This window comes from Veillonellales bacterium (genome assembly GCA_039680175.1).
GTDB lineage: Bacteria > Bacillota > Negativicutes > JAAYSF01 > JAAYSF01 > JBDKTO01.
The window spans coordinates 1-21289 of the sequence record JBDKTO010000049.1 but is presented as its reverse complement, the minus strand read 5'-3'; the positions used below and the strand labels follow the sequence as shown (position 1 = coordinate 21289).

Below are 21289 nucleotides of genomic sequence, written 5' to 3'. Positions count from 1 at the left end.
GCCACTATAATCGACCTAAATTCGTTAAATATCAATTAATTTTTAACTTTAACAAATTATTCCTATATCCTTCTCCTGACATAAGGTAATATGGCCATGATAAACCACATAAAAAAGTACTATGGCTGTTCATCAAAACAAGAATATTACTGCTTCGGAATAGTCAATTTTTATCTTCTTACGTTTGTAAGAAAGCACCGTAGCATAAATAGCATACAAATCTAAAAAAAACATAGTAACGGCAAGGTTCAGAATTTCTGAAGTACTTGCCGTTACTATACTCTTGTTGGTGCACCCGGGAGGACTTGAACCACTGACATGCGGTTTAGGAAGGTATTGACACTCTTCACATACCTTATCGTTATACAAATTCAGTAAAATCAATGATATTGGTAAATTATTGTTGTTATATTTTACATGCGTTGAATTCTCTCAAATCATTTTTACTTTTAAGCTATTGCAATAAATTCGATTTCTATCAATACATCTTTAGGTAATTTAACTGCTTGTACACAAGATCTTGCAGGAGCACCCTCTATAAAATATTCACCGTAGATCGAATTCACTATTCGGAAATCATCCATACTTCTTAAAAATACGGTTGTCTTCACAACACTATCGAACCTAAGCCCTTCACTTTGTAAGATGGCCTTAATATTTTCGAGCACTTGCCGTGTCGAAGCCTCTATGCCGCTGCAAACATTCCCGGTTGAAGGATCAACCGGAATTTGTCCTGAGCCAAATAAAAAGCCATTAGCTTTAATTGCCTGAGAATACGGTCCAATAGCCGCCGGAGCACTATTTGTATTAACAATAGTTTTCATTTTTTCCACTTCTTTCTTAAATTTTCAAATATACAATTTATAATTTTTTACGGTATATCTTTGTATCCGTTAGAGGTTGCAATCATTAGCACACAGGCGCCTTGCGGAATAATCTTATCGGCAATAAGCTGGGTAAGAGACCCAATTATCGTTGCTGCCGAACTTTCAAGGTAAAAGCCGCTCTTGGCAAGTTCACGTTGATAATCAGCAACCTGATTCTGACTAATGTTGCTTGCAGCTCCACCTGACAGCCGGACCGCAGATACAGCCTGATAAGTGACAGTATCACCTCCGATCGACACCGTTGCGGAACTGTCCCCCGAAAATATATTTCGATAGTCTTCTCCCTCAAGAATTTTGGTAATTCTTGCATATGGCTCAACAGCTACTAAATGTGGTACCTTCTGAACTAATCCCAAATCTAATAAATCCTTAAATCCTTCATAAACCCCCCAAAGTAAATCGGCACGACAGGACGGGATCAGGATAAAAGACGGTATATCATCGCCGAGTTCTTCGTAAATTTCATAAGATATGGTTTTATATCCTTGAATACCAAAAGGATTGCTACCTACAGGAGGAGCTACAAAATTGGTAACCGGATACCAGCCTTCCTGCTCAACCTTTTTTTGCATATAGGGCCATCTTTCTTTAGGTGTGTTCATCAATACTAATTCGGCTCCGGGTAATTCAATCGCTTTTTTCCAAATAGGATTCATTTTTTTAGTCGTTATAATTTTACATTCAATTCCCGCAGCAGCGGCATAAGCAGATAAAGATGCGCCTGCATTACCCGAAGAAGCCGCAACAACGCACTTTTTACCAAGACTAACCGCCCGTGCGACAGCGAAGGGACTCATCCTGTCTTTATGAGAACCAGTTGGGTTTTGAAACTCATTTTTGATATACACCTTCTTAAGATTAAATTTATCAACCAGGCTTTTTACTTCTATAATAGGAGTATTTCCTTCGCCAAGAGTAGGAAATGACTCATAGGGCAAAAAATCCTGGTAACGGAACATACGTCTTTTATCGTTTCGTATTTTTTGTTTTCCCTCATATTTACAGGATAAATTGACAGGATATCCTTCTTTACGGCACGACGGACAGCCTGTGTGGTAATCGCCGATTTCATATAGCGTCCCGCAACGTATACAATACATTTTTTTTAAATAGGGATTCATTTTGTACATTAGTCATTACCTCCGACTTTAAATTAACGCATAAAAATCTCTGTCAGTATATATCCTGCAATAATTGCTACAGCCATTGTAACGAAACCGGGCATCATGAAACTATGGTTTAATACATATTTGCCGATCTTTGTTGTCTTAGTACAGTCCAACGCTACACTCGTAACTTGAATGGTAGAAGTAGGTAAAAAGAAATGGCTGTTCACCGCCGGATACATAGCGATTAATAAAGGGATGGGAACGCCGAGCAAAACCCCCAGCGGCATCATCGCCGCACTTGATACAGACTGGCTTGCAATCAAAATATCGATAGCAAATACAGCAAAAAGGAACATCCAAGGATATGCCATAACAGTAGATTTAATACCACTTTGTATCAGGGCGCTATTTGTACTTACCATCGTATCGCTCATCCATGCAACTCCAAAAACAACGAGTATGCCAACCATACCTGACTTAAAAACCGAGCCATCACTGATTTTCCCGACATTAACCTTACATAAAACAACCATTGCTGTCGAAATCACTAACATGATGATTTCTATGGTTTCAGGCATAGGTAAAGCTTGCAGTTTCCCAGCATACTTTAATAAGGGCCGCAAGGATGGAAAAGTTCCCAAAATCACTATAGCTACCGCACCTAGTAAGAACAATAAAACCGCCAGTTTTGCTTCCTTTGTAAAATGCTTTTCATTGTACTCTTCTTTCACTAAAGGAGGAACCTCACCTTTTGCAACTCGTTCCAAGTACTCAGAGTCTTTGTCCAAATCCTTGCCCATTCGGCTGGCATACAGAGCACCGGCCAGCACTCCAATAAAGGTTGCAGGAATACAAACCTTTAAAATGTCCACTAGCCCAACATTGAAAGGCAGAAAAATACCAAGCATAACCGCAGTAGCGGCTGAAATCGGACTAGCGATAACAGCCTGTTGCGATGCGGCGGCTGTTATCGACAACGGCCTTTCCGGACGAATTCCAGACTCACGAGCTACTTCTGCTATTACCGGCAACAGGCTGAACGCTACATAGCCCGTCCCTGACATAAAGCAAAAAAGATATACCACCACGGGTGCTAAAAATGTAATGTTTTTTGGATTTTTTCTTAATATTGTTTCAGCTAAACCAACCATATAGTCCATCCCGCCCGCAGCCTGCATGGTACCGGCAGCCAGTATGACCGTAGCAATGATTAGTATTACATTGATTGGTGGGTTCGCCGGGGTCAAATGAAATCCGAATACTAAGACAGCCATTCCCAATCCGCCGACCATACCGAGAAAAAGTCCGCCACGCCTTGCACCAATAAGTAACATGGAAAATAAAAGTATTAGCTCAACCCAAAACATCCTCTGCCTCCTTAACACTTCATTGTAATATGCTGATCCCTACTAAAAATAATTATAGGGCAGGATATGTTATTTGTATAACGAATTATATCAATTATATTTATCATAATTTTCGATTAGGAGGTGATCCTTTTGGAAATTGAGTTATTGCGAACCTTAATGATCCTTTCCCAAACAAAAAACTTCTCAAAAACTGCAGAATTACAGCATATTGTTCAGTCTACAGTTACAACCCGTATTCAGGAATTAGAAAAAGCTGTTGGCAAACAGCTTTTTCTAAGAACTAAACAGAAGGTTGAGTTATCGGAAGCCGGAAGTGTATTTTTGCCTTACGCAGAAAGAATGCTTCATCTTTACGAGGAAGGCAAAACTAAAGCCAACGCCATTATTCCCTTCGAAGGGCGTCTTGTTATTGGCAGTGTAGATTCAATTTGGCGTAACCTCCTATTCCCAGTCCTCAAAGAATATCTAGTACAGTATCCGCAGATATCGTTTAAAGCAACAACAGGGCACTCATCAGAAATAATACAATTATTAGTAGATGGCGTAATAGACCTTGCTATAGTTTATCAACCACCAAGATTAAATCGTTTTAACGTATTTGCCTGTCATGAAGATGATTTCGTTTTAGTTGTCCATCCCAATCATCCTCTAGCAGAATGTCCTTCCATTCCCGTTGAAGAATTATCCCATATTAATCTCTTATATCACAATTGGTCTGGGCCATTCAGTAAGTGGATTAATGAAGTACTACCGGCAAATCACTTATTTCAAGCCCAAATTGATCCTGCATACATTATTCTTTCTTTAGTAAAGCAGGGCCTGGGGCCGGCAATATTAAACAGATCCTCTGTAGCAAATGAATTAAATAACAAGACACTTATCGAAATTCCACTTATCGGACCTAATTTACCGCCAAAATGGGAAACTTACCTAGCGGTTAATGCCAATAAAATAAATGAGCTACCAGTTAAGAATTGGTTAGAACTTATGACAAAATTTGGGCTAAAGTGTGTTCAACTATAATCTGCGTATCATACAAATAACAATATAAAACTGCCTACAAATACAAAAACGGAAGGCTCGAACCTACCGAAGCGATTTCGATAGTGGCTTTTTTCCCATGCTCAATACCAACGGCTTGTGGTTAGACGAGGCAGCAAAAGAGCCCTGGTTGCTGTTGCTCATTGGCCGTAGGGAGAATTATAATGCCATACGATGAGATAAGTGACAGTTAGTGTTAATGTCACTTATTCATGTCAATATTTTCTCGGTAGCTTTCTTCAACCCTTCCGCACAGCCGCTGTCACTTTTACCAGTGTTGGCAGTTGCTTGAGCGTTGCCATGGTCGTCTTTGCGCCGCCATGGCGAATCAGTAGAACCGTCCCCTGAGTCCGATTTTAAGGCAGCCAAAATTTATGCCGAAATCGATGCATACAACTAGCATACAAAACTGCTTAAAAAGCACAAAAACGGCAAGGTTCAGAATTTCTGAGGCCTTGCCGTTCTAATATTTTGAATGGTGCGCCCGGGAGGACTCAAACCACCGGCACGCGGTTTAGGAAGGCATGATTTTCTTTTATTTGCTCTCTATCCTTTTACACAAATTCAATAAAATCAACGTTCTTTCCATTTATCATTTTGACTATTTTACATATATTCTACAGTGTTTTACAGATAATTGCCTTCCTTTTTGCCTTCCTAGTGCATTGCAGTAAAACAAAATCCCTGTCCCTGGGTTTCATTCGGGATTTGTGTTATTTATTGGTGCTTTTTTCGCCAATCTGTGCAAGATGAAGCCGTTCTATTACGGATATTGCACTGACCTTTGCGGCCATTTTGACACTGTTTAGGTATTGAAGGGCTTACCATGCTAAGCGGAGGTAAAAGATAGGATTAAACCTGATCTCATCTTTAACACATAAGCATTCCTAAATATCTCTCCATGGGAATTATCGTCGACCTGACCCTGTTATTGCCCAATACCTTGCGATAATTGCCATTCTCGAAGTATAGAAGCTTAAATCATCGCCAAACCTGGTATCATAATAGCGTAAACATAACTATTAATGTCGCAATAATGGTTGGAATCGCATTTCGTTTAGCTAATTCTATTGGATTTACTCCCGCCATTTTTGCTAAAATAATAGCCGCACCTGCTACTGGCGACATACAACGTCCAAGGCCAGCTCCGATCTGGGCCATTGAGCCAAGTTCAACTATACCATAGCCAAACTGCGTTGCGTAAGGCGTAACCGCCCCATTAAAAGCCAGTGCCGCCGCATTGCCAGAACCGGAAACAGCCGCAATAATAAATGGACCAAAAGCCGACGCAAATTGAGCAACCTGCTGAGAATTTTTCATAACTTCCACCAAAGCTCCTATCAAGCCAATAATCTCCATTCCCTGAGTAAAAGCAGCCGCGGCGGCTATAAGACCAACTACATCGCCCATACCATCGCCGCAGCCTTTAAAAAACCGCTTTGTCCCTTCAAAGACATTAGGCCGTGCTACAATAAAACCGATTGCCGTACCAATGAGCATTGATTGCGGGACTGTAATTATCGGCAATATATGAAGCTGCTCACTGCCTAAAATCAGTAAAGTGATGGGCAATATGGGCACAATCGCCCATAATACATTTACTTTAAAGTCTTCTTCTTGAACAACAATTTCAGTAGACTGACTGCCAGCGCCCTCTTTTTTTATATAGGCAATCAAAGCCAACACAATGGCTGCCACAAAAGCAGCAAATAAAACCTGCCTGGAAAAAGTAGCAATAACCGTCATTACATCGACTCCGGCAATTTTAGCTACTTGAGGGTTAAACATTAGCCCAGGACTCATAACACTGCCCCACGTTCCTAAGAAAACCGCACTTGCTGCAAGCGCCGGATGAACGCCTGTACTAATAAGAGTTGGAATTAATAATACCCCGACTGCCGCTGCCGCGCCGGCAGCACTGGGCAGCGCAATATTTAACAGAAAGGTCACAATAACTGTACCGGGAATGAGAATGATCTTGACTTTCTTAAGTATATTGGTCATAAATACTACTAAATGCTTACTGCAACCAGTATAGTCCATAACATAGCTAAAACCTAATACCGTACAAATTGTCGGCACCAGTCCGGCATTTGTAAATTCTTTTACAAATGCATTCACACAGCCCGCAATATTACCGCCTATAAACGCCATAAGCAGCCCAGAAACAAATAGCACCAATCTTGTTTCAAATTTTTTGATTATTGCATAAAATGTTACTATTACAATAGCAAAACCTATCCAAACCACAAAAACACCTCCTTGAATATCAACTCTTTTTATTTGGCCAGCTTAGCCAGTACGTCAGTCATTACATCAATTCCTGGCATAATATCCTCAATTTTGGCGTACTCCTCCGGGGTATGGCTGACTCCATTGCGGCAGGGAATATGCATAACAATTGTCGGCATGATATGGGCGATATTTTGCGAATCATGCCCGCCGCCGCCAATCATATACGTATAAGAAATATTCAATTTTTCGCAAGACTCTTTCACCATTTTCATTAGATTTTCATCCAAATGTACAGGTTTAGCTGATGATATTGTATCGATCTGAACCCTTGTACCTTCTTCAGCCGCACTCTTCTTAGCGCTTTCCTTAATTTGATTAATAACCTCAGAAACATTTTCAAATTTATTTCCGCGCACATCTACCCACATTTCTACAAAGCCTGGAACTATATTCATAGCACCCGGTTTTACCTGCATCATGCCAACTGTCCCGACAATTCCCTTGTCCAGTGCAGCCAACGCATGTTTCCGTACTGCCAGCACTATCTGAGACGCTGTAACCAAAGCGTCATGGCGGACACCCATCGGTGTTGTTCCGGAATGCGCCGGATTGCCCTGTATCTTAATCGAAAGTCTAATCGGTGCAGCAATGTCCGTAACAATACCTATAGCGATTTTATTATTTTCGAGTATTGGCCCTTGTTCAATATGCAACTCCATAAAGGACTTTAATTCTGCCGGATTGCGCTTTGCTTCAGCAATTTTATCAAAATGCAAATTGCGTGAAACCAGCACTTCCGGAACGGTATTCCCCATAGTATCTTTGATAGTAGCCCATTTGTCCGGATCAGCCATGCCGCAAATAGAACGGCTGCCCAAATGAGCAAAACCAAAGCGGCTGGACTCATGGCCAGCAAATACCCAAATCTCAAGCGGATGCGTTAAATCTCCCTGTGCTTTAAGTCGTTTCACTGCGCATAAGGCGCCGATAACACCGACAGAGCCATCATAATTACCGCCCTCCGGCACAGAGTCAACATGTGAACCGGCAGCTACAACGGTTGCATTCTTATCAGTTCCTTCCAGCCTACCAATAATATTCCCTACAGCATCCATCCTAACGTTCAGACCAAGTTCTTTCATAGTATCCATGATTAACATTTTGGCCTGCCAATCAGCATCAGAGTACGCCAATCTATTATAACCATGCTCAATTTTCCCGATATCAGCCATCTTTTTAAACATTAACTCTACCCAATCTTTACCCATCATAGTTCAGCTCCTCTATTCTTCTAACTCGAATATATCACATCTAGTCAGCACACATGATAGCAATTATAAATGCTAGAATTTACACAAAATATTAATAAAAAAGAACGGCCTCAATACGCTTGAAGCCGCTCCCATTATAAATTTATATTAACGTAAATTGTCACTGAGAAAGTCAATATTCTTAAGCACCTTAACAATTTCGCCGTTATTCCCGTCAGATTCAGACATCTGCCTGGAAAGTTCGCTGTTTTCTTCTTTAGTTTCCATGACTATATTCCATGAAATTTGCGCGGCAAATGATCTCATGATGTTATTACGCAGCGCTACAGACGCATGGTTGCTTTCAGCAATCACTTTTTCAATTTCCGCTGTAATACGAATAAATTCATCTCCATTTTGGTTTCCATTAGGTGTGGCTACCTGTTTGAGGTCAGCTACCAAACCAGCAATTTTTTTTGATACAAGTGTATGAAAATACTCAGTAACGCGCTGAATCAAAAAGCAAGCCGACTGCATCGTAGCAACACGTGTATTGCCGATTATTTTAACATCAGAACGCAAATAAGGCTTATAACGCTCCGACAGCAAGACTTCCCTCTCCACCAGTTTGCCAACGCCGATAATATGCCTCGCCTGCCTCAGCTTACTAATAACCTCTTCACTAGGCATATCTTCATAAGCAATGGGAACAAAATTAACTTGCCTGATATTCAAAGATTCACAAGATGCTTTTAATAACTGTGCATAATTAATATTAGAATTAAAAATATATACTGTTTCACCTGCCGGAATTCGGGAAACCTGTACAAAAAATTCTAATGTTGGCCGCAAATCAAGAACAATTAGCTTTTCCGGTGAAACCACTTTTGATAAAGGTTCCTTCTGCGTAACCGCGCAAATAAAAAAATCACCGGCACTATCATTCTGCACTGAGGCCGTGGTCACCGCCGTAATACTAGCGATATCGCCAATTATCACCTTAACAGCGTTTAAAACCTCTTCAGCAATTAATTTATTGCTGCCTACAGCGACAATATTAAGACACATGTTCAGCCACTCCCCTTACAATCATATTCCGACATCGTTCTTTGCTTGAAAATATAATGTTAACTATTTTTAGCGAACTTATTACTAGAACTACGTATAATTAAATAGTGTAACATACTCATATAAAAGCTATTATAACAATTGAATATATTATCATATAAACAAAATATAGTAGCCATTTTCCTACTCCATTTCTGATATGTTATAATAATTAAATATTACAATTTGTCTTAGTTGGAGTCTAACTATGGAATTGAAACAATTGGAATGCTTTTTAGCAGTAAGCAAACTAAAAAGTTTTACCCGCGCCGCTGAGCAGATCTATATGTCACAACCGAATGTTACTACTACTATCCGGCGTCTGGAGAACGAAGTTGGCATTATACTATTTGAACGCAACAAAAAAAAAGCTGTTCTAACACCGGAAGGTAAAATTTTTCATGATTATATCACTATTGTTATGGATGATGTGTCCAAGGCCACAGAAAAAGCAGCGGAATTGAAAAATTTAAACAGTGGCATCATAAATTTTGGTATATCTCCCATTACTAGTTTGCCTGTAACTTCATTTCTACTCGCTAAATTCCACACCATTTATCCTTCACTAAAAATTAATTTTATTGAAGATGGATCCCACAACATAAAAAAAATGCTTGAAGAAGACCATATTGATTTAGGCTTAATACTAATTGATGATGATATGGATACATTGGATTACGTAAATTTATGTCATCACCAATTAGCCGTTTTCCTGCCGCCTTGTCACCCGCTAAAAAACCGAACCATCGTGCCGTTATCAGCCTTGAAAAATGAGCTGCTCATCTTGCCAAAAGAAAACTGCTCCTTGCATCATTTTCTAAAGTCTGAACTAACTAAACAAAATATTGCACCACATGTTAGCTTTGAAACAAACTATATTCAAATGGTTAAGCATTTAATTACCTCCGGCGCCGGCGTAGCTATACTTCCTAATGGAATATTTGAGACCCAAACCATAAATTCAGTGTTATTATCGCCACCACTAGAAATATCAATCGGCGCCGCCAAAAAGAAAAGCAAATACCTTTCCTATGCATCTCAAACCTTATATACATTTCTTGAGAACTCATTTACATAATAGCATGAAATCGATCAAAAGACTAAATATTAGTAAGCAACCCGTCTCGCACTCTCCTGTATATGGATTTATATAACTTTCAACAGCATAACGGCGATACAAATTGCGGCTCGGTTCAACGAGTTATTTATTTTCTACGCGCTCATATAAATTCTATTAAATCTACAAAACATCATGTAAAAAACCCACAAAAAAGGCAAGGCTCAGATGTTCTGAAGCCTTGCCGTTACTATATTTTGATTGGTGCGCCCGGGAGGGCTCGAACCACCGGCACGCAGTTTAGAAAACTCAAAAACCCAAACTTAGCAACTCAGCAAAACCGTCCCCTCAAGTCCGGTCTATGTGTCGACATTGAGCCGAAACACCAGCTGGAAAAAGTTTTATTTGCCGTTAATATACTGACAGGTTTAATCGTGCCGTTGCTAAAATGCGTCCTTCCAGAAGCACAGTGGATATGGAACTGTCTAGTCTAAAGAAAAAATTTAAAGATAAAAAATTTGCCGCAGGCTGTTCGCGCGACGTGATAAAAAAAGGTGCAGGAATGCTTAGATGGGGAATCGATACACTGCTTGAAATGGCACTGCTTGCCATGCGTTCCTGCGAGGAATCAGTAAATAAGGGAATGGAAAAACTTAATAAGAACTTTCCAATATAATAATGCACTAAATTCCTTCAACCCTAGTCTACGAAAACTTAAAACGCACTTAGCTATTGCTACTTTGGGGGTTCTTAAGCTTTGCCAAGACTTAGGTATTATGACTTAAATTCGCCAAATCCAATATAGCGGCAATCTGGCGTAGTGTAACTTCAAAAGAACCAGTATTTTTCACCACATGATCAGCAATCTGCCAGTTGTTAAACTCGCCCTTAGCTTCCGCATATTCAATCAACCTCTTAATATTCTCTGCGCTTTTCCCTTGAGCTAAACAGCGACTGACAATCTCGTCCTTGTTAACCAAAATATAGATGGACTCCAAGCGCTCACTCAGTAACCTTTTTAACTGATTATAGCCAGTCACATCAATATCTACAACCGAAACAGGATATAATCTAATTTTGTTGAGAACCTCATTTTTGCTAAGTCCGTAGAAATCGCCAGAATAATTGGCTTTCTCAACATGTTGTATTGTGGCAAAATCAGCCTTGCTGACAAAGTAATAGTCTTTCCCATTTTCTTCATTTTTTTGGGGGAGACGCGTAGTATGACTTACTAGCGCAGGAATACTATAATGTTCAAAAAGCCGTTTCACGATTGTCGTCTTACCTGATGCCGGCGGACCAATAATTGCATACAACTTATTCATTCAAAATTCCCCCTGGATAAAACTCTTCAGACTTTCTTATTATATCGGTAATTTGGCTCTACTGCTTAAGATGTTTTGTTTTTTCGTGACCAAATCCCAATTAATAACTGGTTACAGTTTTGATAAGGTACAATATTTTTCGCAAAAACAAATAAGGAAGAACAAACTTTTAAAACTAATCGCTTTCCTTTTCTCATTCCTAACACACTGCAAAGAAACAATATCCCTGTCCCCGCATTTCCTAGAAACTCATATCGGTGTGAACCTGGCAGTGTGATTGTATTTAGAGGATGCGCCCGAACTTGAACCCGTAAGACAAAATAAACAGGGAGATAAGGAAATTTGCTTTTGTTAAATTATACGAGAATGTTAAACATTGCCCCTGTCCCCTTGTTTCCTGGTGGATTAACCGTGCACAAGCCATCCCATTTATCTCGTCCATCGCGATATCAAGCAATATAATATCAAGCTTAGGGCCTATTCCTCCCATCGCCGCAAGCAGCTTTTTGGCACTATTATAAGCAAAAATTTTGCCCTAGCTGATGATTCTGCAAATAGGCTTCTATTGCGTTCGCTATTTTATTTCTGTCAGACTTATTGTCATCGCACACCGCTATAAGTAGCATATTTCACCACACCCCCGGTTCTTTCCGGGATTTTTAAGGAAATAAATACTGTAAAGACATGCTCTTCCACCGAAACCGAACAATTTCCCTGATATTTGGCAGCCAGTGTTTTCACACTATTAAGTCCGATTCCGTGCTCCGTACCCTCTTTAGAAGAATCAGCATGATCCCCTTGCTGATTACTAAGACCATTAAAGGAATTGGCAATGGTAATGACTAGATACCCTTTGTTTATCGTGGCCTTTATGTCTATGAAACGCAACTTGGCGTCACTTAGCTTGCAGCAGGCCTCAAAAGCATTCTCTAAACAGTTACCGATAATAACGCATAGGTCTAGATCATGAATCCCCGGATCGTCAGGAATATAAAGGTTGGTGACAAAGTTGATCTCCTTTTGCTTAGCTAGCTTTAGGTAATGACAGACAAGGGCATCGGCCAATTGGTTGCGGCACACTGTAGGGAGAGAACTGTCATCGTAGAAATTACAAAGCTTGTTCAAATATTCTTGGGCAGCAGCAGCATCATTTTTACCCAAAAATTCTAAAAGCATCACTAAATGGTGGCGCATATCGTGGCGGATTACTCTTGTCTCCTGAATACTGTCATTCAGATTGCGATAGTGATCACGCTGCAAAGCCAATTGCTGTTCAAGCTGTTGATGACACTTCGTCTGCGCAATGGCTATGGCGATTAAGTAATATGCGATAAAAATAATTATAGTTGATAATACCAGCGGAATAAAAACAGACAACAAATACTGTCTTTGTATACCATAATAAGCGAATAACAGATAAGATAAAAAGGGAAACCATATAAAAATACGATTTTGCTGATCAAGAATTTCAAGCATAGTTTTAATATGGGGCGTTATATATCTTCTTATTAATGGTATAGCGGCTAGTTCTAAGAGTTGACCTGGCAAAATCAAAATACTTACCGTATGGCCAAATAGTAATTGCTCTAAAAACAAACAAAAAATATAATTAAAATGAGAAAAACAAACAACCATAAACACAATAAAAAATTTAGTATGAATTGTTTCCTTGAAAACCAGGGCAACAGGGACTAAATACAATAACGCCAGGATATAACCAATCAAATAAGGGTCGAGCCCCATTGGCGTTAAAAGGTGTCGCAAAAAGAGGTGCGCTGCCACTGTACCAACAAAGGCTATTATCTGAAACCACCAAGGCCGCTTGGAGGTTAAGAAGGAATACATTAACCAAATATTCGATATTGCAAAGACAGCTCTGCCTACATGAAATAACATCAGTGAAAACTCTGACATACAGCCTCCTCTATTCCTAAGGTAATGCAGCTAAATAGGTTCACCAAGTCGATTCTATATTACTTAATATGTTATTAAATTCCACAAAAAGCTAAAGATCCCTATCAAATTTTGTAAAAATTTGATAGGGATCTTTAGCTGGTATCCCCGATACGGTTCCCCCGTATCGGGGATACCAGCTAACTTCTCTCGTAAGCAACCGCCGTAGCATATAAATAGCATACAAAACTGCTTACAAATACAAAAACGGCAAGACTCAAAATTTCTGAAGCCTTGCCGTTCTAATAGGGTCTGTAAATAGTTTTGTGCTTTTTTCCTAATTAAGATAAAGCAGATTTTACTTTATCGGGGAAAAAGACGGATAATTGCAGCAGCATTTGTCCCCAATTTTGAACCCGGCCTGTCCATTTTCTTAGAACGTCCATAGTAGCTAGATAGAGCATCTTCTGCAGTGATTCGTCATTAGGAAAAACGCTTTTTCCCTTCGTCACTTTCCGAAGCTGCCGGTGATAGCTTTCAATCATATTGGTTGTATAAATAATCTTTCGAATTTCTGGCGGGTATTTGAAAAAAGTTGATAGCTCCGGCCAATTGGACCGCCAGGAATTAACGATCAAAGGGTATTTATTGCCCCATAGCGCTTCGAAGTTTTCCAAGGCTTCTAGCGCCAGCGGCTCCGATGCCGCCGTATAGACCGGCTTTAAATCGGCCAGTACTTTCTTCACATCCTTGTAGGATACATAACGAATAGAATTACGAATTTGATGAACAATGCATTTTTGAATCTCGGCTTCAGGAAAACAAGCTCCAATAGCTTCGTTAAATCCTTTCAGGTTGTCAACGCAACAAATCAGAATATCCTGTACGCCGCGATTTTTCAACTCATTTAATACGACTAGCCAAAACTTGGAGGTTTCATGTTCACCAATCCACATCCCCAAAACGTCTTTACGTCCGTCTAAATCAATACCAATAACCATGTAGGAGGCCTTGTTTACAATGGCGCCTTCTTGACGCACTTTGTAATGAATCGCATCCAAAAAGACGACGGCATAGGTCTTTTCCAATGGCCGACTTTGCCATTCCTTTATCAAGGACATGAGCTTATTGGTTACGTTGGAGATCAAAGTCGGCGATACGGTAATGCCATATAGTTGATTTAGGTGATCTTGAATATCTCTGACTGTCATACCCTTGCTGTATAGGGCAATAATTTGTTCTTCAATGCCAGTCAAATTTTTCTGATGCTTTTTTACGATTAGAGGCTCATGTTCGCCTTCGCGATCGCGAGGAATGAGCAATTCGGTGTCGCCATATTCGCTGACTACAGTCTTCTTGCTATGGCCGTTGCGGCGATTGTCGGTTTGCTTGGCAGAATTCTCATTTTTCCCATATCCTAGCGTCGTATCCATTTCAGATTCCAGCATTTCCTGCATCGTTTCACTAAATAGATCCTTGAGCATTGCCGAAATATCGCTGGTTGTCTTCATGTTTCGCTCTTTAATGAGTTCCCGAATTTGTTCTTTCGTTAATAGTCCCATGCTTTTGACCTCCATATCTTCATTCTACGGATTTTTTTCAAAAGCACAAACTATTTTACACTACCCAAAAAGTTTGAATTTCACTTATCCAACGTTTCTTCTCATATATAATTCAATTCACGAATAACCTCTTCTAAATTTTGCTTAGACTTATTATCTAAAGCACTTGCATTTTTCATAGCACTTTCAAGTATAATTTGAATATCATTTTTCTTTGATGATCTCTTTTGTTTTATTTCAAGGAAATCACTTCGATTATATTGCCCCTTGATTGCCTCATATATTGCTGAAATTGCTTTCTGCATGGCTTCGATATTATCCAGTCCAATTATTATATTTATACGAGAATAAATTAGTGCAATGGTAAAATTAACATGCTCTAAAGATATCTCAATTTTTTCATTTTTTCGGTGCTCATATTCAATCAAAAAGTTATGCTTTGCTATGTTAGCGTATCTTAACCCAGTTATTAGTTCATCTATAGATGAGCTACTAAAACTTTGTAACCAATGACATTTTGCTCTTTGGTGAAAGAAATGAGGGTTTTCTGAAAGAAGTGAACTTAATCCTTCATAAATCGCTTTAGCTAAAGTTAATTGCCCCTTTTTTTCACTTGAAAAAATTTCATTAATGATATCAATTTTAATATAATCCATAATTAAAGAATATGCTCTTTTTTTATTTTGCTTTAAAATAATAGAAATAATATATTTGTATGCATCAATAATAGTTTTATAATGATCTTTCTCTCTAACATAACTTCCAAGTTGCCTATATAGCCAATACTTGGCATTAATAACATATTTTTTATATGATGAATTTTCTATATTTCGCTCAAAATAGAGAGTATGTTCTTCTGTAATAAGAGGAGTAGTTTTTTTCATCTGCTCAAAACACGACTCTGTCATATCAAAATTCATAAGAGTTGATGTAGATAATTTCTCGTTAATAGCAAACAAAATTAGTATAACAAAATCATTAACTGTTTTCATATTGGGAGTTAATTGTGTAAAATAATTTTTTTCTAAAGAAAAAGTTTTCGCCATTTCTATAATATTGTCAATAATAGTATGTTGAATATTATAGTTTGGAAGTCCCGCTTGTGACATCAATTTATTAATCTCGTTAATCTCTGTCGTTGAAAATTTTGAACTCAACGGATATCCAATAATATCTCTATTTCGTTCATTTTTATTGACTGCTGATACAATATCCTTATCAGATGTATTAACGGCAATTACAATATTATTTTTCTTTACATGAACGTCATTTTGCCTATTCAATAAATCAAAAATACTATCCTTATCAATTGAATTAGTGTCAAAAATCAATAAAACATTCTCTTTTTTAAAAAGAACCTTTAAAACTTCATGAGAAATTTCATTTCTACTATCAAAATAGTAAACATTTCTATCTCTAATATTTTGAACCAATGCTGCAAGCAAATAACTTTTACCAGAAACTCTTGCCCCATATACAACATGGATAGTGTTCTTATCTAGATTTTTTGAAATTTTTTCAGTAATAGTTCTCGTAATAAAAAAATATGGCAAAACAATTTCTTTACTTTCAATATCTAATATAGGTTTTCCTTCAAATAAAAAAGGTGCGTTAATTTCATAATCTGATGAAGTGTATTTTTTTATAGGTAAATTTTTATAAATATCAATATCTTCTTTTGGTATCTTTTTCGAAATTTCAAATGCGTCAATGATAGACCTGTATATTTCATTATAAGAATCAAACAAAACTATATGAGTAATTCCGTATTGTTCTAAGTCAATTTTCTTTAAAGGATCTGGTTCAGTTATTGCTAAATAATATTTTGATGTCTTTTCACTATTATGTATATCAACATGTATATCATTACATATTTCTAATGACGCTATGTCAAATTCATTATCTAAACTGCATCCAATAAACACCAAATTATTATACTTAAAATCATGTTCTAGTTTTTTAAGTAGACTTATATTTTTTTTGAGACTTTTTGCATATTGCTGTAAATCAAAAATCTGACTATTATCATCATTATAAGATATAAAAGTTTTAGCATCGCCATGTAATTTTATAACGCATTTTTCGTCTGATAAGGAGTTAAAGTCCACATCTCTATTCGAATAAATTACATACTTATAACGACTACATTCTTCTATCGCATCATCAAAATTTAAAGTATATAAATATATCCAATCTATATCTAAGAAATCACATTTTAGTTCACATAATTTTACGTGCGTGAAATTATTTCTAACATACTTTTTTTGTTCTGGCTTATCTATCTTACTATGATAATATGTTGCAACCTGCGAGAAGGTTTTATTATCCCATATTTTATCATCTGTCAGATTTATTTTATTTGAAACTTGTTGAATCATATATTCTTTCAAATCCGACCCAGATGGAACTTTACCATTTACGGCACTACTATTTGCTGAAAAACCAGCTCCTAGAACCGGAATAAGCCTATGCTCCCGAAGATGTTCTATTATATCATTTTTCACTTCATCAAAATTACAAATTTTCACTAAAATAATCCCCTTATAATATAAAGTTATAAATTATCCAGCGAATTTTTATTCTAAATTTAACTTTCTAATTTGCTGTCAAATTCCTCCAAGTACTTGGATTAGATAATAATAAAAAGTATAGAACTTGTCCATAAATCAGCACTAATATGCTTATAAGTAATGTAATTTTAATCACTTTTAGTATTTATATAATAAAATTACATATTTACTACCAAAATCCTTCCAAATCAACAAGAAAATTACATGATTTCACTCATCAACAACAAAGAAATAGCTTTTCGATTTAAGTTACTTCCTATGCTTTTGTTAATCAGAAATAAGCCCACTGCCCATGCCCTATTAGAACTACTTCTGATACCTACTTTCCAAAGAAAGATATACCCGCTCTAAAATAGTAAACTTTTTCCTTCTTACTCGCTGCAGAACTGCTTAAAAACATAAAAACGGCAAGGTTCAGAATCTCTGAAGCCTTGCCTCTCTAATATTCAGATTGGTTCGCCCGGGAGGACTCGAACCACCGGCACGCGGTCTTCATCAGTCTCGTTTTTAATAGTTTCCATATATTCCATAGGATTTTAATAGTTACTTACTTTCCTTTTTTCATTCCTAATACATTGCAAAGAAACAATCTTCCTGTCCCCATGTTTCCGTCCCCATGTCTTCCAGAAGAGACTGGAAGACTATTTAGTATGAGATCAATCTATTGCAAATTAATTTTTAGTAGGTTTTACAAACAATAATACAGTACTTAATATAATAAAACTTAGTACGCACATCCATCCAAAACTGCAACCAATTTTACTGTAAATTGAATTTCCTTTCCCTAGCGATACTTCTCCCATGATATCTGCTTTATCTTGTGCTATATCACAAGATACGTTTTTTAGAATACGACCTCTACTATCGCTTAGCGTTAATAATCCCCACTGTCCGGCTCGAGCTACTGCAAAATCCCCCTCAACTCCACGCATTATTGCAACACGTGCATGGCTCCAACTATCATCATGGAAATCCAGAGCAGGAACGAAAACAATATTTACTTCCTGTTGACTATACTCTAATGATGGCTGAATAAAATCCATATCTTTGCAAATTTCAACGCCCCATTTGTTCATAACTCCCAATGAATTCCCTGGAGTATACCTACTTTCATAAGTAGGTTGAAGATGTTTTTTATTATATTGAAAAAATACTTCTCCTACATGAGAAAAAATGTAAGCAGAATTATATAATTTACTACCATCTTTACTAGTTACTCCTAAAATTAAATTAATTTTATTCTTCCTTACCATATCACTAAAGTATCTTAAATTTTCATCGTGATCTTCTAAATTAATAATTTTTTCCGGTAGCAAAACAACTTCAGCCCCAGACTGCGCAAGCAAATCAACTTTTTGAATATACTGTTCAATAGATTGGTCAACTTGCTGTTTATCCTTGTTTGCTGATACCGCTAAATATTGTTCTAAATTAGTAGATATAGCAGCAATCCCAATCTTCAGTCTTTCTCCCTCGAATGGCATATTCAAACGGTAAAATCCAAATAAGACTGTAGCTATCAATAGACTTATTGGAATCAAATTTGCTTTTATTCTGCGATTTTGCGAGTAACGATAAAATAGGGCTATATTTGCAGCAGTAATGGCTATCAAAAAAGTAATACCCCAAATACCTGTGATAGAAGCAATTTGGATAATTGGCAAGTTAGATATTTGCGTATAAGCAATACTACTTACCGTCCCATGTGGAGAGAATAAGGAGAAAATAAATTCTTGCGCAGTTAAGCCACTTGCAAAAATAACACTCGTATTCCACCCTTTCCATTTATCCGCAATAAGGCGAAAAACAACAAGTACACTTGCAACTGCAATTGCATTAAGAGTAATAAACGGCCAGTACATAAATATAGGAAGTACGGCATGGGGATTCGCCGCCCCCAACATATACGAAACAAATCCAACAACAAACGTTAAAAACATTGATTTTCTTAATGAATATATACAGAGTATAAATACTGCAATCCACGAAAAAAGCTACTCTACATGTTGCTGCTCACAGGTTTTATCCTTGCCTTGCTCAAAACTTTTGACAAAATCTGCTTGCACACTTTGCCGCATAACGGCTTAAAATTTGGCACCTTGAGAGATGCCAAATTTTAAGCCGTTATGGGAGCTCGCTTTCAATGACCATATGAACCATGTGGTCATCAATAAGCTTTTTGTTTCGCTGCGCCGCACTCAATAGACTATGGGTACAGACCTTATTGATAGCTCTGGCGGATCCAGCTGAATAATTGTAGATTTCATCCAGCGCTTTATCCGTAAAGATTTCCTCGCTGCCTTCAGCGTAAGCCAGATGCGCCTGTACATAGGTTTCGGTCTGTGACCGGTCAAAGGCCGGCAGTTCACATTTCAGGTCAATGCGTTGGCGGACCGCAGCATAAGCTTGCAGGTTTAGTTTATCCCAAAGCTCGTTCTGGCCTACGAGAATGAGTGCCATTGGATTCAGAGAATCCATCTGGTAGTTCAGCATGAACCGTACCTCTTCCAGTGTCTCGCGCTTTAGGAGATGCGCTTCATCGACGATGGTGACCACCTTCTTGTGTTTGGCTTGCCGGATATATTCAAGCTGCTGATGCAGACTGAGCTTGGCATCACCGCGATAGAATTTTGGTTCTGCTCCCAGCTGCTGCAGCAAACCATTGTAGAACCAGCGCGGTGTAAGCTGCGAATCCGAAAGGTACAGCACCAGATATTTTTCCGGGTTAAGACTGTCTGAGAGTCTCCGGATGAGCGTAGTCTTGCCGCAGCCGACTTCAGCCGTTACTACGGCAAAGAGCTGCTGATCTGCCGCATAGCAGAGACGGCCAAGCCCTTCTCTGACTGCATCGGAAAGATAAAGGCTGCTCGTAGGAATGTGGTTCGTGAATGGCGTATGCTTCATCGAAAAGAATCCTTCATACATGTGCATTCAGCTCCTTCGCCATATTCCGGAAGCTTGTAGCTATAGGCGCGGGTGTATATGTCTTAGCTGCCTGATGCTCTAAGCCTGTGAGCATCCGCGAATTCTTTGCTTTGACAGGTTGTGCTTCTGCTGAAAACAGCTCTGTCTGGCCGCAATTTTCACCAATTTGTAGACGTTTAGCCTTGAAGATGGGGAAATCTTTGTGATGGATTTCAATTTCATCTTTCCAAGTTGCATCGTAGAAGACCTCGATTTTACGACCGACCAGCTTCAGGCCAACTTCATATTTCTGTCCATTAAAGCTGATGCAGCCCGTCTTATCTACCTCGCGGGTTTCCGTATGCAGGAACGCTTCGCGGCAAGCCTCGATGTCTGGGAATGAAAGCGGGCGCTTATCTGTAAGATAGGCGGTTTCAGGAGAAACGCCGGAAAGGCCCGCATGCGAATCCTTATGGTATTTTTCTTGGAGCCATACAGCAAGGCAGTGATTGAGTTCTTCCAGACTGTTCGGCTTTTGCAGGGCAATCTCTGCCAAAAAAGAATCCAACCTGCGGTTAAATGCTTCAATTTTGCCTTTTCCCTCAGGATGGTACGGTTTTGCATGCAAAAGCTTAATGCCGAGTTTGGCACAAGCTTTCTGGAGCCAGGTGCTCCGATACTGTTTGCCGTTGTCCACATAGATGGACTCGGGTTTTCCATAGGTAAGAATGGCGTCACGCAGCGTATCCTCGATGATATTCACCTTCTGGTATATTAGAGTCATAGCCAAAACGGCTATGTTATAGAAAAACATTCCTGTTTTGGAAACGACTTTCCATCATTAACACTTCTGAATAAAGCTCTAATTGTATCTGTATAGTTATTCGTTCCTAGACTTTGTCTTGAGCATAAGGTATATTCTTCCTTGGAGCAGGTCCTTAGACGGTCGCCTCCCAGGGAGCTGCTTCTTGCAGCCATA

General features: G+C 38.5%; 17 protein-coding genes. 3 read left to right on the top strand and 14 right to left on the bottom strand.

From position 1 onward, the window contains the following. Positions 1-449: 449 nt before the first annotated feature. Genes ABFC84_07970 through ABFC84_07960 form a run of 3 tightly spaced genes read right to left on the bottom strand, consistent with a single transcriptional unit; the run spans position 450 to position 3363 of the window. Positions 450-824 (bottom strand): RidA family protein, encoded by a 375-nt coding sequence (locus tag ABFC84_07970; protein ID MEN6412686.1) that lies wholly within the window; start codon positions 822-824, stop codon positions 450-452. Positions 825-871: 47 nt separating this feature from the next. Then, entirely contained in the window at positions 872-2017 is a 1146-nt protein-coding gene (locus ABFC84_07965; protein MEN6412685.1) for a pyridoxal-phosphate dependent enzyme, read from the bottom strand. Between the two features lie 23 nt (positions 2018-2040). Next, the gene (locus ABFC84_07960) at positions 2041-3363 is read right to left on the bottom strand and encodes an anaerobic C4-dicarboxylate transporter (protein ID MEN6412684.1); all 1323 of its coding nucleotides are present in this window, start codon (positions 3361-3363) and stop codon (positions 2041-2043) included. Between the two features lie 132 nt (positions 3364-3495). On the opposite strand from ABFC84_07960, the gene ABFC84_07955 reads away from it, so the two are divergent. Beyond that, complete coding sequence (locus ABFC84_07955) at positions 3496-4389, top strand: LysR family transcriptional regulator (GenBank protein MEN6412683.1); 894 nt, start codon at positions 3496-3498, stop codon at positions 4387-4389. Between the two features lie 228 nt (positions 4390-4617). Here ABFC84_07955 and ABFC84_07950 read toward each other — a convergent pair whose 3' ends face one another. The 4 genes from ABFC84_07950 to ABFC84_07935 all read right to left on the bottom strand — a co-directional run bounded on the left by ABFC84_07950 (position 4618) and on the right by ABFC84_07935 (position 8960). After that, entirely contained in the window at positions 4618-4776 is a 159-nt protein-coding gene (locus ABFC84_07950; GenBank protein ID MEN6412682.1) for a hypothetical protein, read from the bottom strand. 630 nt (positions 4777-5406) lie between these two features. After that, complete coding sequence (gene dcuC, locus ABFC84_07945; GenBank protein ID MEN6412681.1) at positions 5407-6657, bottom strand: C4-dicarboxylate transporter DcuC; 1251 nt, start codon at positions 6655-6657, stop codon at positions 5407-5409. Between the two features lie 29 nt (positions 6658-6686). Next, positions 6687-7913: a M20 family metallo-hydrolase gene (locus ABFC84_07940; protein ID MEN6412680.1), complete on the bottom strand. Its 1227-nt coding sequence runs from the start codon at positions 7911-7913 to the stop codon at positions 6687-6689. A gap of 147 nt (positions 7914-8060) precedes the next feature. Beyond that, complete coding sequence (locus ABFC84_07935; GenBank protein MEN6412679.1) at positions 8061-8960, bottom strand: hypothetical protein; 900 nt, start codon at positions 8958-8960, stop codon at positions 8061-8063. Positions 8961-9207: 247 nt separating this feature from the next. On the opposite strand from ABFC84_07935, the gene ABFC84_07930 reads away from it, so the two are divergent. Together ABFC84_07930 and ABFC84_07925 are read left to right on the top strand one after the other, a co-directional pair. Continuing rightward, the gene (locus ABFC84_07930) at positions 9208-10077 is read left to right on the top strand and encodes a LysR family transcriptional regulator (GenBank protein MEN6412678.1); all 870 of its coding nucleotides are present in this window, start codon (positions 9208-9210) and stop codon (positions 10075-10077) included. A gap of 448 nt (positions 10078-10525) precedes the next feature. Then, the gene (locus ABFC84_07925) at positions 10526-10732 is read left to right on the top strand and encodes a hypothetical protein (protein MEN6412677.1); all 207 of its coding nucleotides are present in this window, start codon (positions 10526-10528) and stop codon (positions 10730-10732) included. Positions 10733-10823: 91 nt separating this feature from the next. Here the strand turns inward: ABFC84_07925 and ABFC84_07920 are convergent, their stop codons facing one another. The 7 genes from ABFC84_07920 to ABFC84_07890 form a co-directional block, all read right to left on the bottom strand. Further along, complete coding sequence (locus tag ABFC84_07920) at positions 10824-11381, bottom strand: GTPase (protein MEN6412676.1); 558 nt, start codon at positions 11379-11381, stop codon at positions 10824-10826. Between the two features lie 600 nt (positions 11382-11981). Beyond that, complete coding sequence (locus ABFC84_07915; GenBank protein ID MEN6412675.1) at positions 11982-13295, bottom strand: GHKL domain-containing protein; 1314 nt, start codon at positions 13293-13295, stop codon at positions 11982-11984. 320 nt (positions 13296-13615) lie between these two features. Next, complete coding sequence (locus ABFC84_07910; GenBank protein MEN6412674.1) at positions 13616-14836, bottom strand: IS256 family transposase; 1221 nt, start codon at positions 14834-14836, stop codon at positions 13616-13618. A gap of 101 nt (positions 14837-14937) precedes the next feature. Continuing rightward, positions 14938-17364, bottom strand: a complete 2427-nt coding sequence (locus ABFC84_07905) for an SIR2 family protein (GenBank protein MEN6412673.1) — start codon at positions 17362-17364, stop codon at positions 14938-14940. A 713-nt stretch (positions 17365-18077) separates the two neighbouring features. Then, entirely contained in the window at positions 18078-19388 is a 1311-nt protein-coding gene (locus ABFC84_07900; protein ID MEN6412672.1) for a nitrilase-related carbon-nitrogen hydrolase, read from the bottom strand. Between the two features lie 142 nt (positions 19389-19530). Then, positions 19531-20331: an AAA family ATPase gene (locus ABFC84_07895; protein ID MEN6412671.1), complete on the bottom strand. Its 801-nt coding sequence runs from the start codon at positions 20329-20331 to the stop codon at positions 19531-19533. Further along, on the bottom strand, positions 20324-21073 hold the full coding sequence (locus tag ABFC84_07890; protein MEN6412670.1) for a Mu transposase C-terminal domain-containing protein: 750 nt from the start codon (positions 21071-21073) through the stop codon (positions 20324-20326). Before ABFC84_07890 ends, ABFC84_07895 begins: the two co-directional genes overlap by 8 nt. Between the last annotated feature and the right edge of the window lie 216 nt (positions 21074-21289).

What these genes read in the sequence shown, in the direction of transcription:
- ABFC84_07940 (MEN6412680.1), bottom strand. Translation starts at nt 7,913, where the DNA reads ATGATGGGTAAAGATTGGGTAGAGTTAATGTTTAAAAAGATGGCTGAT.
- ABFC84_07965 (MEN6412685.1), bottom strand. Translation starts at nt 2,017, where the DNA reads ATGTACAAAATGAATCCCTATTTAAAAAAAATGTATTGTATACGTTGC.
- ABFC84_07920 (MEN6412676.1), bottom strand. Translation starts at nt 11,381, where the DNA reads ATGAATAAGTTGTATGCAATTATTGGTCCGCCGGCATCAGGTAAGACG.
- ABFC84_07910 (MEN6412674.1), bottom strand. Translation starts at nt 14,836, where the DNA reads ATGGGACTATTAACGAAAGAACAAATTCGGGAACTCATTAAAGAGCGA.
- ABFC84_07960 (MEN6412684.1), bottom strand. Translation starts at nt 3,363, where the DNA reads ATGTTTTGGGTTGAGCTAATACTTTTATTTTCCATGTTACTTATTGGT.
- ABFC84_07895 (MEN6412671.1), bottom strand. Translation starts at nt 20,331, where the DNA reads ATGTATGAAGGATTCTTTTCGATGAAGCATACGCCATTCACGAACCAC.
- ABFC84_07915 (MEN6412675.1), bottom strand. Translation starts at nt 13,295, where the DNA reads ATGTCAGAGTTTTCACTGATGTTATTTCATGTAGGCAGAGCTGTCTTT.
- ABFC84_07930 (MEN6412678.1), top strand. Translation starts at nt 9,208, where the DNA reads ATGGAATTGAAACAATTGGAATGCTTTTTAGCAGTAAGCAAACTAAAA.
- ABFC84_07970 (MEN6412686.1), bottom strand. Translation starts at nt 824, where the DNA reads ATGAAAACTATTGTTAATACAAATAGTGCTCCGGCGGCTATTGGACCG.
- ABFC84_07935 (MEN6412679.1), bottom strand. Translation starts at nt 8,960, where the DNA reads ATGTGTCTTAATATTGTCGCTGTAGGCAGCAATAAATTAATTGCTGAA.